The organism is Bradyrhizobium rifense (assembly GCF_008123425.1).
Classification (GTDB): Bacteria; Pseudomonadota; Alphaproteobacteria; order Rhizobiales; family Xanthobacteraceae; genus Bradyrhizobium; species Bradyrhizobium rifense.
Genome location: NZ_VSSS01000016.1, coordinates 113,028 through 126,205 on the forward strand (window position 1 = coordinate 113,028; position 13,178 = coordinate 126,205).

Sequence of the window (13,178 nt, forward strand, 5' to 3'; positions counted from 1 at the left end):
GGCGACGGCTAAGGCTTAACCCCCACCATCACATCAATCGCGCCCTTCACGATTCCCTCCAGCTCCTTGCGCGAGACGCGCGCGCGGGAGCGGATGGCGAGTGTGTGGATGGTGGCGGAGGCGAGTTGCGCGAGCGCGGCAGGATCGGCGCTCGGGGGCAACTCGCCGTTCTCCTTGGCGCGGCGGAAACAACTGGCGAAGGCCTTGTCGAGCTCGGTCAGCCCCTCCAGCACCATGGCACGAATTTCTGGATCGCCGACCGCTTCGGACGCCGCCGTCACCACCGTGAAGCAGCCGCGCGGGCCGGTCTCGCCGGAGAGATAGATGTTCAGCGCGGAGGCATAGATGCGCGCGAGCCGCTCGCGCACCGGCATCTCCTGGCGAAAGATCTCGACCATCGATGCGCGCGCGTCCTCGCGGTAGCGCTGATAGCTCTTGATGTAGAGCTCGCGCTTGTCGCCGAACGCTCCGTAAAGGCTCGGCCGGTTCATGCCCGTTGCCTCGCTGAGATCGTCGAGCGAGGTCGCGGCAAAACCCTGCTTGCGAAACAGATCGAGCGCTTTTCCGAGCGCGACGTCGGGCTCATAGGCGCGCGGCCGCCCGCGGCGCTTAGGTTCGCCGCGGCGCTCGGGTTCGCCGCGGCGCTCGGGTTCAGTGGCAGCAGCTGGCGGCTTTGATTTTTGTACCATGTCGCAAATTAATCCTTGACCGACCCCATATTATGCAAGATGGTACAAAAATCAATCTGGCCAGGATGAGCGACACTCACAAAGAGAATTGCCCAAGGAGGCCCACGATGGATCTTTATTTCTCGCCGCTCGCCTGCTCCATGGCGACGCGCGTCGCGCTCTACGAGGCCGGCGCCGAGGCTAATTATCTCGAAGTCGATCCGCCGACCAAGAAGGTGCTGAAGGACGGCTCCGACTTCCGCACCGTCAATCCGATCGGCCTGGTACCGACGCTGCGCACCGACGAGGGCGTGGTGCTGACCGAGAACGCCGCGATCCTGCAATATGTCGCCGACCGTTTTCCGCAATCCGGCCTCGGCGCCGCGGCGGGCATCGATCGCACGCGGCTGCATCAATGGCTCTGCTTCATTGGCACCGAGCTGCACAAGGGCCTGTTCGTGCCCGTGCTCGACCGCAAGGCGTCGCAGGACGTGAAAGCCTACGTGCTGGAGAAGAACCTGTCGCGGCTCGACTATCTCGACAACTACCTGAAGGGGCGCGAGTTCCTGCTCGACCATTTCAGCGTTGCCGATGCCTATCTCGTCACGGTCATCAACTGGACCATGGCGACGCCGCCGATCGAGCTTTCGAAATGGCCGAACGTGAAGGCCTATTACGAGCGCCTGCGCCAACGGCCGTCGGTGGCGAAGGCGGTCGCGGAGGAGTTCGAGCTGTACAAGGCCGAACAGGCTCGGAAGAAGGCGGCAGCGTAGCGACATCGAAATAACCCGCCGTCCCGACCGGGACGGCGGTAGCTACCTCGGCGCCTGCAGTAGGACCCCGTAGCGGCCGTATATCCGATCGATCGTTCCGTCGTTTCGCAATCGTTCAAGCGCTCCATCGATGGCTTCGCGCAACGCATCATCGGGACGGACCATACCGACGGCGACGTTCCAGTTGAGATCGGCCACGCTCTCGTCGCGATCCAGAATGCGGAGTGCCTTGTCCGGATGCGTCAGATTGAAATAGCTCGCCACCGTGGGTGTGACCGCAGCGGCATCGATCTCATGGTTTGACAGGGCGTCGAGGCTGTCGCTCTCGAAGCCGAAGGTCGATGTCGGGACGCGCCGTTGACCGATGATCATGGCTGCAACGGATCCGACCTGCACCCCCACTTTGGTCGACCCGTTGAGGCTCTTGAACGAGGTCAGCGTGCTGGATGACGGCACGGCGAGTGCGACGCCCGTGCGATAATACGGTTTTGAGATCCTCAAGCGGGTTTCGCCTTGCGCCTCGCGGTCGGCGATGACGTCGAGCAAGATGTCACAGCCCGCACTGCGCATCTGGTACTGAGTGATGATCCAATCGGGCCTGAGCGAAACGCCAAGCTCGCGCGCGAACGCGTTGCCCAGCTCGATCTGAAATCCCGGAGGGTCGCCAGCCTTGTTGGCGAAGGGCAACGAGTTGGGGTGCGCGCATAGTCCGAGCACACCGGAGTCGCGAATTGCATCGAGGGAGCGGGCCTGCGCCACACCGTTTAGTCCCAGCATTGCGACGACCACGAAGGGGAGACAGGTCTTCATGAGATGTCCAGTGCGGATCCGTACTTTTTTGCCGACTTAGCCTTCACTTGGCTTCAGGGCGCGAATGTATTTGATGATCTCGTCGATCTGCGCATCGTTGAACACGGCGCCGAAGGCAGGCATGGCGCCTTCCTTGCCGTTCTTGATGCGAATGCGAAGGAAGTCGTCGTCTCGCTTGGTGTCCATGAGCTGCGGCCCCTTGCCGGCCGCACGACCGCCGGCGGAGTGACACCAGCCACAGGTCGTCGCGAACAACTGTCCGACATCGAGCTGCTCACTGTCCGGCGCGGACGGCGGAGGCTGCTGCGCGCGGGACGGCAAGGCTGAAATCGTGAGGAGCACGGCAAGTGTCGGCGTCGACAATGTCGTAATGGTCCGAGCCAATCGCATACCGGCCAAACCTACCTGTCGGAAATCCAATTCGCGCCGAGGCTCATCAGCCTCGCTTCGACAGGGAGGGAGCAGCGTCATGCCGTTCCCTCCCCGCGCCACGAGGGCTTATTTCAGACTGTAGACGACGAGCGCGCCGTCGTCGCGCGGCATGCTCTTGTAGACGCCGCCGAAGGTCGGCGCGTAGTCATCCGAAGCCATACCGCCGAAGCCGGCAACAACCGCGATGTACTGCTTGCCATTGACGGCATAGCTGATGATGCCGCCCTGATGGCCGGTGCCGTCGCCGTGGCTCCAGAGCTCGGCACCGGAATCGGCATCGTAGGCGTGAACCGTGCCTCGCGAATCCGGCACGAACACAAGATTGCCTCCGGTCGACATTACGCTTCCGAGCGGTGGCTCAGGGAAACGCACTTCCCACTTCTTGGCGCCGGTGATGGGGTCGCGCGCGTCGAGATGGCCATAGATCTCACCGCCAGGCGGCGGCGCGATCTTGAAGTCGGCGCCAATGTTGAGCTGAGCTTGAGGAGCAACGATCGGAGTCGTCTTCTGAACCTCGAGCGTCATGCACCATTCCTGGCCGAGCTTGTAATAGAGCCCGGTCTTCGGGTTGTACGACCCGGCGTTCCAGCTCACCCCACCGGAAATGTGCGGGCACAACGGCTCGGAAACCTTGCCGGCGGGGAAGTCGCGACGGCCGATCAGCTCACCCGTCTTGGGATCGATGTCCTTGACGAAATTGCTGTTCTGCGTGATCCGCCAGACGTTCTTGACGCCGAGATTGCGGTCATAGACGAAGATGTATCCGCTCTTGTTCGGATGGACGACGTACTTCTGGCCGTCGCGTTCGAGCATCACGAACTCGCCGACCGCGCTGTCGAAGTCCCAGGCGTCGTGAGGCAGCTCCTGGTGATAGGATTTCAGCTTGCCGGTATCGATATCGAGCGCGATCACCGAGGTGGTATAGAGATTGTCTCCCGGACGCGCGCCCTGTGTCTTGTAATCGGCTCCCGACCAGTCGTAGAGCGGCGCCGGGTTAGCAGTGCCCCACAGGATGGTGTTGTTCTCAGCATCGTAGGTGCCCGGCATCCATCCGCCGCCGCCGCCGGTGCGCCAGGAGTCATTGCCCCAGGTCTTCATGGCCTCGTCGGTGCCGGCAACCGTCAGGAATTCCCATTTCTTCTTGCCGGTGGTGGCATCAACACCGAAGATCGGACCCCGGCCCGGCCATTCGCCGCCCTGCGCGCCGATCACCACCGTGCCTTTGGCGTAAAGCGGCGCTCCGGTGAACCCAACGGTCAGCTTCTGGGAATCAATCAGCTTGGTATCCCACATGACCTTTCCGGTCTTCATGTCGAGCCCGATGAGATGGCCATCCATTGTCCCCACATAGACCTTTCCCTCTCCGAGGGCGGCGCCGCGATTGTAGGGCGAATGGGTCTGCCGCGCGACCAAGGCTTCATCCAGCTCGGGGAAGTAGGACCAGATCACCTCGCCGGTAGCGCCGTTCAGCGCAAAGGTGCGGCTATAGGAGCCAGTGTAGTAGAGCACGCCATCGGCCGCGAGCGGCATCGATTGCAACCCCCGGGTCGAACGCCCGGGGATGTGGATCCAGGCGACCCCCAGATTGCTCACATTACCGGTATTGATCTGTGACAGAGGACTGTAGTGATACGACTTGTATGAGCCGTGATAGGTGAGCCAATCGTTCTGACCGCCTGCCTCAATCCGGGCAGTATCCACGGCTTGAGCCCACGCAGCCGACGCCGCAAGTGTCGCAGCGACGAGAACAGGTAAGCCCGAGTAAAGCCACTGCTTCCTCATATGCACTTCCTCCCGCTTTGTGTTTGTGGATTGCGTCTTGCAAGCGCCGCCGCGAGGGGTGTCCGCAGTTCAGTACACGTCGATTGTTCTCCGTCGGACATGAGCTGCCAACGAATATCCCCCTCTTTCGGCGCATATCGCCAAAGGAGTTACGTTCACTGGAGTGGTTGCTATTGCACTTCTGCTCGCGGGCGTAGCGTACGCCGGATCACGGGGAGTGCAAAGACGGAATGGACGCGTGGCGCGAATTTGACGCGCGAGGACGCATTTGAAACGGCAGCGGCGCTGACCGTTTCGTCTCAATCGACAAATCCCGGACTGACGCGGGTTAGCCGTAAAGCACTTTCGGCACCATCATGGCGATGCTCGGCCAGATCGTCGGCAGCAGCGCGAAGTCGATCATCGTGACGAGATAGAGCGGCGCGACACAGGCGATGGAGTCGAGTCACCTCACCCCGCGCGCCCATAGATCGCCACGGCATTGTCTGAAGACACCAATCCGCTTTCGAGGTCGTCGCGCACGCTTTCCGGCGGACGCTCCCGGGGATCGCCGATGCCGGCGCCACCCGGGGTCATCACCACGAGCCGGTCATCCGGCGGAATGGTCTGAAAGCCCTTGCCGCGCATCTTCTGTCCGGACTTCAGGCCGACATAACCGGCTTCGCCGTTCTGGCCGCCATCGCGTCCGCGCGGCGGATGGTCGATGCGATCGAACGCCGCAAGGATGTCGAAGGGCGCATCGATGCCGGTGCCGACCTCGATGATCTGGCCGAGGCCGCCGCGGGTGCGCCCTGCTCCGCCGGAATCCGGACGCAGCTCCTTGCGCCAGAAGATCAGCGGCGTCTGCGTCTCGGCGATCTCGACCGGCGTGCCGCGCACGCCGCTTGGGTAGGCGGTCGCGGACAGCCCATCCTTGCCGAAACGCGCGCCGGTGCCGCCGTTGGACGTCACCGCCATCGAGAACCCGTAATTGCCGCCGACGCCCGAGCGGGTCTGGCCGCGCACGTTCAGATTCCACAGGCACGAGGTGCCTTCCGCGGGCACACGCTCGGGAATGATCTGGCGCAGGCAGCCGAACACGACGTCGGGCAACATCTGGCCGACGATGTGGCGCGACGCCACCGGCGCCGGCTTCGGTGCGTTGAGGATTACGCCCGACGGCGCCGACACCGTCAGCGGCGAGAGCGAGCCGGCATTGTTCGGGATCTGCGAGGCGACGACGCAGCCGAGGCCGAACACGGTATAGGCCGTAGTGTAGGAGAGCGGCACGTTGATGCCAAACTTTGAAGCCGCGGAGGTGCCGTCGAAATCGACGTGAATGCCGGCATCCGAAATCGTCAGCGTCGCCGCCAGCGTGACCGGCGCATCGTAGCCGTCCACGACCATGCTGTTGTGCCAGCTTCCCTTCGGCAGTTTTGCGATCTCCGCGAGCACAGCCTCGCGCGAGCGGTCACAGATGTAGTCGCCGAGCTCGTCGAGCGTGTCGATGCCGAACTCGGTCATCATCTCGACCAGGCGCTCGCAGCCTACATCGTTGCAGCCGGCCAGCGAATAGGTGTCGCCCTCGGTGTCGATCGGCAGCCGCGTATTGGTGCGGATCATCGCCATCAGCGTCTCGTTGACGACGCCCTGGTCGATCAGCTTCAGCATGGGGATGTAGAGCCCCTCCATGAACACGTCGGTGGCGTCGGGGCCGAAGCCGATGCCGCCGATGTCCATGAGATGGCTGGTGCAGGAGAACAGCGCGACGATCTTGCCGTCCTTGAAGCAGGGCGTGGTGACGACGAAGTCGTTGAGATGGCCGGTGCCCATCCAGGGATCGTTGGTGATGTAGGCGTCACCTTGCTTCATCGTCTCGAGCGGGAAGTGGTTGATGAAGTGCTTGACCGATTCCGCCATCGAGTTGACATGGCCGGGCGTGCCCGTCACGGCCTGCGCCAGCATCCGCCCCCTGAGGTCGAACACGCCGGCGGAGAGGTCGCCACATTCGCGCACGATCGGGCTGAACGCGGTGCGGAGCAGCACTTGCCCCTGCTCCTCGACCACGGCGATCAGCCGATGCCACATGATCTGGAGGTCGATCAGGCTCGCGCCTTTTGCCTTGCTCATGATCAGGCCGCCTTCCGTTCCATGACGATGCTGCCGGCACCGTCGATATGCGCATCAAAACTGTTCGAGACGAAGGTGGACGTTTCGTCCTCGGCGATCACAGCAGGACCCGCAATCGTCGCGCCCGGTGCCATGTCCTCGCGGCGGTAGAGCGGGATCTCGATCACTTCTCCAGCCCGGCCGTCGAAGAATTTGCGGCTGCCGGAGGCTTTGGCCGCAGGCTTGCGCGTGACCGCGGCGACGACAGAGGGATTGCGCGCGTCCGTCGTAGCAAGCACCGACCAGCTCAGCACCTCGATCGCTGCGCCTGGGATCGGACGCTCGAACATCGCCGAATAATCCGCCTCGAATTTCTGGCGCAGGCCGGCGAGATCGGCTGACGTCAGCGGCCGGTTCGGCAGCTCGACGGTGATCTCGTGGCCCTGGCCGACATAGCGCATGAACGCCGCGCGGCGCTCGCGAACTGGCGCGCCGGCAGCACCGGGCTCGACCAGCGCACGTGCTTCGGTCACCATCTCCTGAAGCAGGTCGGAGACCGCGCCCGTGTCGAAATCGTCGAGCCGGACGTGACGGCTGCGCACGAGCTCATAGGCGATGGGCGCCGCGAGGAAGCCAACTGCCGAACCGACGCCGGCATTCGAGGGCACGATCACCCTGGAAACGCCGATCTTCTCGGCGACACGCGCGGCATGCAGCGGCGCGGCACCGCCAAAGGCGATCAGCGTGTGCTGGCCGACGATCTCGCCGCGCTCGACCGCGTGCACGCGCGCCGCGCTCGCCATGTTCTCGCAGACGACCTCGTGCACCGCATAGGCCGCGGTTTCCGCCGACAGGCCCAGCGGCTCGCCGACCGCGCGCAGCAGCGCCTGCTTCGAAAGCTCCGGGTCGAGCTTGATCGTGCCACCCGCAAAGGCGTCGGGATCGATCATGCCGAGCGCGACGTCGGCATCCGTCACGGCCGGACGCTGGCCGCCGCGGCCATAGCAGGCCGGTCCCGGTTCGGAAGACGCGCTCTCGGGACCCACGGTGACACGCTTCATCGCGTCGACATGGGCGATCGAGCCGCCACCGGCGCCGATCTCGACCATTTCGATCACGGGGATACGCACCGGCAGGCCGGAGCCTTTGAGGAAACGCGCGGCGCGATCGACCTCGAACACGCGCGAGGTCTCGGGCTGGTACTTCTCGATCAGGCAGATCTTTGCGGTGGTGCCGCCCATGTCGAAGGAGAGCACCTTGCTCTCGCCGAGCCGTGCCGCGATCTGCGCCGCGAAGATGGCGCCGCCGGCGGGGCCGGATTCGACCAGACGCACAGGAAAGCGCCGCGCCGTCTCGATCGAAGTGACGCCTCCGCCGGAGGTCACGAGATAGATCGCGCCGCGATACTGCTCGACCTGCAAGGCGTCCGCCATGCGGGCGAGATAGCCATCGATCAGCGGTTGCACATAGGCGTTGGCGACCGCGGTCGACGTGCGCTCATATTCGCGGATTTCCGGACACACAGCCGATGACACTGTCACGGAGATGCCGGGCATCTCCTCGCCCAAAATCGCAGCAGTACGTCGCTCGTGCTCGGGATTGGCATAGGAATGAAGGAAGGCGATCGCGACGCTTTCGACCTTCAGCTCACGCAATTTCGGCGCGAGTGCGCGCACGGCTGCTTCGTCCAGCGGGAGACGAACGGTGCCATGGGCGTCGACGCGCTCGGGCACGGTGAAGCGAAGGGAGCGCGGCGCCAGCGGCTTCGGCTTGTCGATGGAAAGGTCATACTGGTCGTAACGGCTCTCGGTGCCGATATCGAGCACGTCGCGAAAGCCGTCGGTCGCAATCAGCGCGGTCTTGGCGCCGCGCCGCTCGATGATGGCGTTGGTCGCGAGCGTTGTGCCGTGAATGAAGACGTCGATGTCGCTGATACGGGCACTCGCGTCAGCGAGAATGAGACGCATCCCGTCGAGCACCGCCTGCTCGGGCCGTTGCGGCGTCGTCAGCACCTTGCGCGTCTTGCGCGCCTCGCCCACATCCAGCACGATATCCGTGAAAGTGCCCCCGATATCGACGGCAAGCCGCACCTCGGCTCCCTCAAGCATTCCGAAACTCTCCGTGCTGATCGACCAATTATCGCGAAAATCGCAGCAATTTCCATACCAGCGGCAGCGCCGATGGTGAAGCGCGTGGCACCTATGCGATAGAGGGCGTGCCCGCCTTCTGCGTTCAGAGCAGGAATGCGAGCGCCGCCTCGCAGCGCTCCTCGACCTTGAGCGTCAGGAGATCGTCGGCACGGGTGCGCCCGAGATTGATCGCGGCGATCGGAATCTGCCGATCTGCCGCAGCCTTCACGAAGCGGAAGCCGGAATAGACCATCAGCGACGATCCGACGATCAGCATCGCATCGGCCTGCGCCAGATGGTCTTGCGCGGTCGCGACCACGTCGCGCGGGACGTTCTCGCCGAAGAACACGACGTCGGGCTTGAGGATGCCGCCGCAGGCTTCGCAAGCAGGCACCTTGAACGACGAGAAATCCGCATGCTCCAGATCGGCGTCGCCATCAGGCGCGTCCGCCGCGTCGAGCGTCAGCCATTCCGCATTGGCGCGGCAGAGCGCATCCTGGAATTCGTTGCGCGGCGTCTTAGCCCCGCAGCCCATGCAGCGGACCAGGTCGAGCCGCCCGTGCAAATCGATCACCTGCCGGTGGCCGGCGGATTGATGCAACCGGTCGACATTCTGGGTCAGCAGCATCTCGCACCGCCCGCCCGCCTCGAGCCGGGCGAGCGCATGATGCGCATCGTTCGGCTTCGCTTGGCCGAACCGCCGCCAGCCGATCAGGCTGCGCGCCCAGTAGCGCTGGCGCGTATGCTGTTCGGACATGAAGGCCTGGAAGTTGACCGGCTGGGTCCGCTTCCAGTTGCCGTGGCTGTCGCGATAGTCGGGAATGCCGGAATTGGTGCTACAGCCGGCGCCGGTCAGCACGAACAGCTTTTCGTGCCGGCCGACGAATTCCTGGAGCGGTGGATTTGTCATGGCGCAGATGTAGTCTGCGCCGGCCACTTTTGCCAGATCACCCGCGCTCCGGGCAGCGATCCGCCGATCATTGCGTTGCGGACGCTGCCGGCTGTTTCGAAGGCACGCCAGGTTTCGGCGGCGCAGCCTGCTTCTGCGAGATGACGGCCTTGCCCGCGGGCGTTTCGGGCGCGGCAGGCGCCACCGGCGCGGATTGGCCGACCGACAACGACACACCGAACACGCGCCATTGTCCTTCGACCGGTGCAAACAACAGTTCGAAATTCACCTGCGACGGCACCGATGGAAAAAATCCGGCCATGCGCAACAGACCGTTCGGCTCGATCTGCGGTAGCAACGACAATTGCGGATCGATGACGGCGACGCCGGAGAGATCGAGCTTGTCGCCGCGCTGCTTGGCGAAGATTTCCGCGAGCCGCGCGGCGCTGTTAACCTGGAAGCCGGGCGCGCCGAGGTCGCGCAGTACGGTGTAGTTGCCGGTCTTGTTGGCCTGGTCGAGCGCGAGCAGCGTCGACCGGATCAGCATGAGCACACCGTTGCGGTCGATGTTGGCGGGCTTGGCCTGCTGCTGCGGCGGCGTCTGTTGCTGCTGCGGCGGCGTCTGCTGCGCGGAGGTCGTCACCGCTCCCAGAATCAGCAGGCCGAGGGCCGCACTCAACCAACGCAATGTCATGGCGAACGCGTTGTTCCTACCACTGGATGGAAACGGCACCGCGCCCGCCTGCTACGTTGCGCTCGAGCCCGATGCCGCCGCCGGCATTGGCGATGACCGCATAACTCTTGCCGTCATAGAGCAGTGCGGTTGCGCCGAGCGCAAAGGCATTCGCGCCCTCGAAATTGCCGTAGCCGGCCGAGAGCGCGAATTTGCGACCCGCTTGCAGTGCCGGCATCGAACCGGCCGCAAGTGCGACGGCCGTGCCGCTGCGGGCTTCAAGCCGGTTGTCCATCACTTGCGACTGCAACGAGGTCATCTGCGACTGGAGGGAGGTGAACTGCGACTGAAGCGAGGTGAGGCTCGCCGGATTGAAGCTCGACGTCGCCAGATTGCCGGCCGCATCGGTGGTGACGAAGGAGACCGGCCCGCTCTGCGCCGCAAGGCTCGCCGCCGATGCAACGCCGGCCATGCGATAGGTGTTGCTCGCCGTGCCGATTGCGACCTGATTGGCGGCGGTCGCCGCTGCGCCGGCGCCGACCGCGGTGGAGTTGGTAAAACCAGCCGAGGCTCCCGCACCGATCGCGGTCGCATTGAGCGTGGACGCGGTCGCGCCGTTGCCGAAGGCCGAACTGCCGGCGGCGGCACTTGCCTTCGCGCCGTCGCCCACGGCTGTGTTGCCGAACGCCGCGGCCGAATCTGCGCCGACTGCAATCGATCAGGTCGAGACAGCGCCGGTGCCGATGGCAATCGCATTGGCGCCGGTGCCGGCCGCTGCGCCATCGCCGATCGCGACGGCGCTCGCCCCGGTGGCGTGGGAGTTGTTGCCGGCCGCGAAGGAATTGCCGCCGCTTGCCGTCACCGCGTTGCCCAGAGCGAGGGCATTTGTTGTGCTGGCGCTGGCTCCGCTCCCGATCGCGGTGGCAGATACCCCCGCTGCGACGCTGCCCAGGCCGACCGCGATCGATTTGTCGCCGTTGGAATGTGCGCCTACGCCGGCGGCCCCGTCGCCGCCACCTCCGATCGCGACGCTATAATTCCCGGACGCGGAGGCACCCGTTTCAACGCCACCAATGAGATCGCCGCCGCCCATCGCGGTGCTGCCGACGCCCGCGGCTTTGCTGGAGGCGCCGGTCGCCGTGCTGTAGTCAGCGCTTGCTAGAGTGCGTATGCCGGTCGCCGTGCTGAAGACGCCGATCGCCGTGCTGCCGAACCCGCTTGCCGTCCCGCCACTTCCCTCCGCCTTGCTGGCCGCACCGACTGCCGTGCTGGCGCTACCCACTGCCTCGCTCTGGCCGATCGCCACGCTGCCGTTACCGGTCGCTTCGCCGCCACAAGCGACGGCGCCGAGGCCAGGCGCAGAACCGAGCGCAATGCCTGTTACCGCCGCGCCGCAGACCCCTTGCGCGGCGGCGGGCGCCAGATCAAGCGTCAAGACGAACATGGCAAGCGCCACGGCCGCAGCCAAGGCTTTGGTCAAACAAAACATGGCGTTAGTGATCGCACCAAGCATTTGCGCTCTCAGGTCCAGAGGTCGGGTCGATCCCGATCGTTGGCCGGATACGGCCACCGCGAATGTGGGTTAGGACGGCGGGCCGGACATCAACCGTTCGGTTGAGTTCGCCTGTGAGTGCAGCGCCGACAGCCCGGTTTTTTCCGACTGTTGCTGGATTGCATCGCGATGCTTCCATCAGACCTTGTGGGGACTGACGTCATGCTTGTGCTTGTGAAGAAACCGGGCGAGCTGCCCGCGGAGCGCCGCTGTCTCCAGCAATGTTCCCACCGACCCGGCGGTGTCGAAAATCTCCCGCTGAAGCGTCGTCGGCAGGGAATTCCATTGCATGATGATGGCCGCGCCGAGACACCGCAAGACGCGCTCTTCCTCCGCCGCGAGGGCTGCGCCGCGCGAACGCTCCGCCTCCCCGGCGTTGACTGCATCTACGTAATTCTCCGCGAGGACCTGCTCGTTGTCCGCGCGCGATGCGAGGCTGTCCTGTAGTTTCTCAAATTTGCGGGTATCGTCCTTGCCGGACGAACTCCTGGCCAGTTCGCCGTACGCGGCCGCTCTTGCACGATACTGTAAGAATTTAAACATGCGGGCTCCTTCGCTGAAAGTCTCCGCGCACCCAACCTGCCACTTGCAGGCTATGCCGGCGTCGGGACGCTCAGCGAAGCCAGTGGAACGTCGAACCTGTACGTGAAGCCCCTCTCCGCATAGGTCAATTGCACGTTGCCCTGGAGTTGGCGGCCAAGCGTCTCGATCAATTTCGTCCCGAAGCTGCGCTTTGCGGGTGGCTGGATCAACGGACCATCCTTCTCGGTCCAGGTCAGGTGCAAACGTTGCGTCTGCTGGTCGACCGTCCAATGGAGATCGACGCACCCCTTTGGGACCGAAAAGGCGCCATATTTGGTGGCGTTGGTACAAAGCTCGTTGAGTGTCATCGCGACGGCGATCACCGCACCCGAATTGATCCGGATATCGGGTCCTGAAATCGAGAACTTCGACTCATTGCGATCATCGAAAGCTTCGATGGCGCTGCGAACGACCGCGCCGAGATCGGCGTTGGCCCATCTTGTCTGCAAGAGGAGATCGTGTGCCCGGCCGAGTGCCAATAGCCGCCCCTCGATAGCCTGCTGCGCGTGGTCCACGCCTTGCACGTTGCGCAGGCTCTGTGCGACGATCGCGGAAGCGGTCGCAAGTGTGTTCTTGACGCGGTGGTGCAGCTCTTCAAGCATCAATTTCTGTAGCTTGTCGGACGTCTCTCGCTCTTTGGCATCGATGCCCGCCCTGGCAAGCAGATCGCTCGTATTGATCTCGGCCTGGGCCAGGAGAAGCCGCAGGCTGACATTCTCTGCCGCCAGAGCATCCTCGTACGATTCTGTGCCGCCGGGGGGCTGGCCCCTACTAAGATCGATCTCGAGCATTGGCGACTA

13 protein-coding genes are annotated in these 13,178 nt (G+C 64.2%); 1 reads left to right on the top strand and 12 read right to left on the bottom strand.

Annotated elements, in window-relative coordinates; genetic code table 11:
* Nucleotides 1-8: 8 nt before the first annotated feature.
* On the bottom strand, nt 9-689 hold the full coding sequence (locus tag FXB40_RS09970; protein WP_148772029.1) for a TetR/AcrR family transcriptional regulator: 681 nt from the start codon (nt 687-689) through the stop codon (nt 9-11).
* A gap of 107 nt (nt 690-796) precedes the next feature.
* Between FXB40_RS09970 and FXB40_RS09975 the strand changes: the two genes are divergently transcribed.
* Nucleotides 797-1,441 (top strand): glutathione binding-like protein, encoded by a 645-nt coding sequence (locus FXB40_RS09975; protein ID WP_148772030.1) that lies wholly within the window; start codon nt 797-799, stop codon nt 1,439-1,441.
* 42 nt (nt 1,442-1,483) lie between these two features.
* Here the strand turns inward: FXB40_RS09975 and FXB40_RS09980 are convergent, their stop codons facing one another.
* From FXB40_RS09980 to FXB40_RS10030, 11 genes are all read right to left on the bottom strand, one after another.
* Nucleotides 1,484-2,251 (bottom strand): substrate-binding periplasmic protein, encoded by a 768-nt coding sequence (locus FXB40_RS09980; protein ID WP_148772031.1) that lies wholly within the window; start codon nt 2,249-2,251, stop codon nt 1,484-1,486.
* Between the two features lie 36 nt (nt 2,252-2,287).
* Nucleotides 2,288-2,722, bottom strand: a complete 435-nt coding sequence (locus FXB40_RS09985; protein WP_246207487.1) for a c-type cytochrome — start codon at nt 2,720-2,722, stop codon at nt 2,288-2,290.
* A gap of 27 nt (nt 2,723-2,749) precedes the next feature.
* Nucleotides 2,750-4,465, bottom strand: coding sequence for a pyrroloquinoline quinone-dependent dehydrogenase (locus tag FXB40_RS09990; protein WP_148772032.1), 1,716 nt, complete (start codon nt 4,463-4,465; stop codon nt 2,750-2,752).
* A 450-nt stretch (nt 4,466-4,915) separates the two neighbouring features.
* Entirely contained in the window at nt 4,916-6,574 is a 1,659-nt protein-coding gene (locus FXB40_RS09995) for a hydantoinase B/oxoprolinase family protein (protein WP_148772033.1), read from the bottom strand.
* A 2-nt stretch (nt 6,575-6,576) separates the two neighbouring features.
* Nucleotides 6,577-8,661 (bottom strand): hydantoinase/oxoprolinase family protein, encoded by a 2,085-nt coding sequence (locus tag FXB40_RS10000; protein WP_148772034.1) that lies wholly within the window; start codon nt 8,659-8,661, stop codon nt 6,577-6,579.
* Nucleotides 8,662-8,785: 124 nt separating this feature from the next.
* Entirely contained in the window at nt 8,786-9,592 is an 807-nt protein-coding gene (locus FXB40_RS10005) for an NAD-dependent protein deacetylase (RefSeq protein ID WP_148772035.1), read from the bottom strand.
* Between the two features lie 67 nt (nt 9,593-9,659).
* Nucleotides 9,660-10,265, bottom strand: coding sequence for a hypothetical protein (locus FXB40_RS10010; RefSeq protein ID WP_148772036.1), 606 nt, complete (start codon nt 10,263-10,265; stop codon nt 9,660-9,662).
* Nucleotides 10,266-10,281: 16 nt separating this feature from the next.
* Entirely contained in the window at nt 10,282-10,914 is a 633-nt protein-coding gene (locus FXB40_RS10015; protein ID WP_148772037.1) for a YadA-like family protein, read from the bottom strand.
* A gap of 48 nt (nt 10,915-10,962) precedes the next feature.
* Nucleotides 10,963-11,688: a hypothetical protein gene (locus tag FXB40_RS10020; RefSeq protein WP_148772038.1), complete on the bottom strand. Its 726-nt coding sequence runs from the start codon at nt 11,686-11,688 to the stop codon at nt 10,963-10,965.
* Between the two features lie 246 nt (nt 11,689-11,934).
* A complete protein-coding gene (locus FXB40_RS10025) occupies nt 11,935-12,339 on the bottom strand; it encodes a hypothetical protein (protein ID WP_148772039.1) in 405 nt (134 codons plus the stop codon).
* A 50-nt stretch (nt 12,340-12,389) separates the two neighbouring features.
* Entirely contained in the window at nt 12,390-13,169 is a 780-nt protein-coding gene (locus FXB40_RS10030) for a sensor histidine kinase (protein ID WP_148772040.1), read from the bottom strand.
* Nucleotides 13,170-13,178 lie beyond the last annotated feature (9 nt).